We start from the raw sequence: 2,186 nt of genomic DNA on the forward strand, positions 1-2,186 counted from the left end.
GGCCCCCGCCGCCACCGGCAGTGCGGGGGCCTGGCAGGCCACGCACATCTTCTACGCCGCCAACCCCCGCCCCATGCTGACGCAGTGCGTCCGCCCACTGGCCGAGGAGCTGGAGGCGGACGGCCTGATCGACGGCTACTTCTTCATCAACTACTGGCTGGAGGGCCCGCACGTCCGGCTGCGGATCAAAGCCGCGGCCCCCGGCGCCGAGGCCGAGGTCAGACGCCGCACGGAGGCGGCGGTGGACGCGTTCCTGACCGAACGCCCCGCCCTGTACGAAGTGGACTCCGGCTTCCTCAACGACTTCTACAACACCCTGTTCGACATCGAGTTCCCGGGCGCCGAACGCGGCCACTACACCGACGACCGGGGCCGGATGCGGCTGCGCCCCAACAACTCGCGCAGCGCCGAACCGTACGAGCCGGAGTACGGCAAGTACGGCGGCCCGGCCGGGATCGAGCTGGCCGAATGGCACTTCCGGCACTCCAGCGACCTGGTCATCGACGCGTTCCGGACGAAGAACCTCCATCTGCGGACCGTGCTGCTCGGCACCTCCGCGCAGCTGATGATGGTGATGTCCGCGGCGTTCCTGCCGGACCGCACGGAACTCGCCGACTACCTGGACAGCTACTACGAGTTCTGGCACAAGGCGTTCCCCGGCACCGGGTTCATCGGCAGCGAGGAGTACGACCGCAACTACGCCGCCATGGCGCCCGGCCTGGCCGCCCGCTTCACCCGCATCCGCGCCGCCACGGCCGAACGGGGCGAGGGGGCGGCGCGACTGCCCGGATTCCTCGCCGGCTGGGCCGAGCACTGCGCCGAACTGCGGGAACGCGCGGTCGCGTTGAGCCGCGACGGCGATCTGGTGTTCCGGTCCTGGGACGGCGAACGGGACGAGGTCGTCACCGACCCCGCGGCCGCGCTGCCCCTGCTCCTCTCCCCGTACATGCACATGACCAACAACCGGCTGCATGTGACCATCCGGGACGAGGCGTACCTCTCGCACGTGCTCGGCCGGGCGCTGCGGGAGGCGGGATGAGCACCACTCCGCCCGGGGCCGCCCGGGGCCTCGACGAGTACCGGCCCGAGCTGCGCCCCCAGGTCCTGCTGAGCGGCGCGCTGCTCCAGGGCGCGGCGACGGTCCACCTGATCAAGGACACCTCCGGCGGCGGCTCCTTCAGGGTCGGCCCCAAGGAGCACTTCCTGATCGCCCGGATGGACGGCAGCCGCAGCCTGACGGAGATCGGCGAGGAGTACGCGCGGGAGTACGGGCGAAGGCTGGACGGGGCCCGCTGGCAGCAGATCCTGCGGATGCTCGGTACGCGCGGACTGCTGGCCGGGGCGCCTTCGCCCGCGCCGGGGTCCGCTGCCGCGCCCACCGCTCCTGCCGCCCCCACCGCTTCCGTTCCCCGGCGCGGGCTGCTGCGGGGCAGCATCCGGCTGGTCGCCGACGCCGACGCCACCACCGACCGGCTGCACCGGGCGGTCGGCTTCCTGCTGTCGCCCGGCCGACTGCTGCCGCTGCTCGTCCTGGTGCTCGGGATGGAGGTGGTGATCGCCGTCCGGGCGGGCGAACTCCTCGACGCCACAGTCGAGTTGTTCACCAATCCGGTGCTGCTCGTCGGTACCGCCACGCTCCTCTGGTTCAGCACCGCGCTGCACGAACTCGCCCACGGGGTGGTCGCCCGGCACCACGGCGGCACCGTGGCCGAAATCGGACTGCGCTGGCGGCTTCCTGTGATCATCATGTATTGCACTGTCGACAACTACCTCTATCTGGGCTCCCGTTGGCAACGCATCCAGACGGCGGCGGCCGGCGCGGCGATGAACCTGCTGTTCCTGCTCCCGTTCTGCGCGCTGTGGCTGTTCGCCCCCCTGGGCGCGGCCACGCACGACGCGCTCGGCGCGCTGCTGCTCCTGGGCAGCGTGCAGGCGCTGGCCATGCTCGTACCGTTCCCGCCGCTCGACGGCTACCGGATCGCGAGCCAGCTGTGCGGGGCCACCGAACTGGCCGCCTCGACCCTCGTCTACCTGCGCCTGGCCGCCCGCCGCGACCCGGCGGCGGCCGGCTACCCGCGCCGGGCCCGGACCGCGTACCGCGCCTACGGGCTGGGCGCGGTGCTGACGCTCGCCGCAGTTCTGGCCGCCGCCGTGGCGGTGGCCCAGCACCTGCTCCCCACCTGACC

The 2,186-nt window shown here is 72.4% G+C and carries 2 protein-coding genes; both read left to right on the forward strand.

The window, feature by feature from the left end; all coding sequences use genetic code 11:
• A partial coding sequence (locus tag AADR41_RS41920) for a lantibiotic dehydratase C-terminal domain-containing protein (RefSeq protein WP_342287706.1) occupies nt 1-1,039 on the forward strand: 1,039 nt, incomplete at its 5' end.
• Nucleotides 1,036-2,184, forward strand: a complete 1,149-nt coding sequence (locus tag AADR41_RS41925; protein ID WP_342287707.1) for a M50 family metallopeptidase — start codon at nt 1,036-1,038, stop codon at nt 2,182-2,184. The genes AADR41_RS41920 and AADR41_RS41925, both read left to right, overlap by 4 nt.
• Nucleotides 2,185-2,186 lie beyond the last annotated feature (2 nt).

The organism is Streptomyces sp. CLV115 (assembly GCF_038448545.1).
Classification (GTDB): Bacteria; Actinomycetota; Actinomycetes; order Streptomycetales; family Streptomycetaceae; genus Streptomyces; species Streptomyces sanglieri.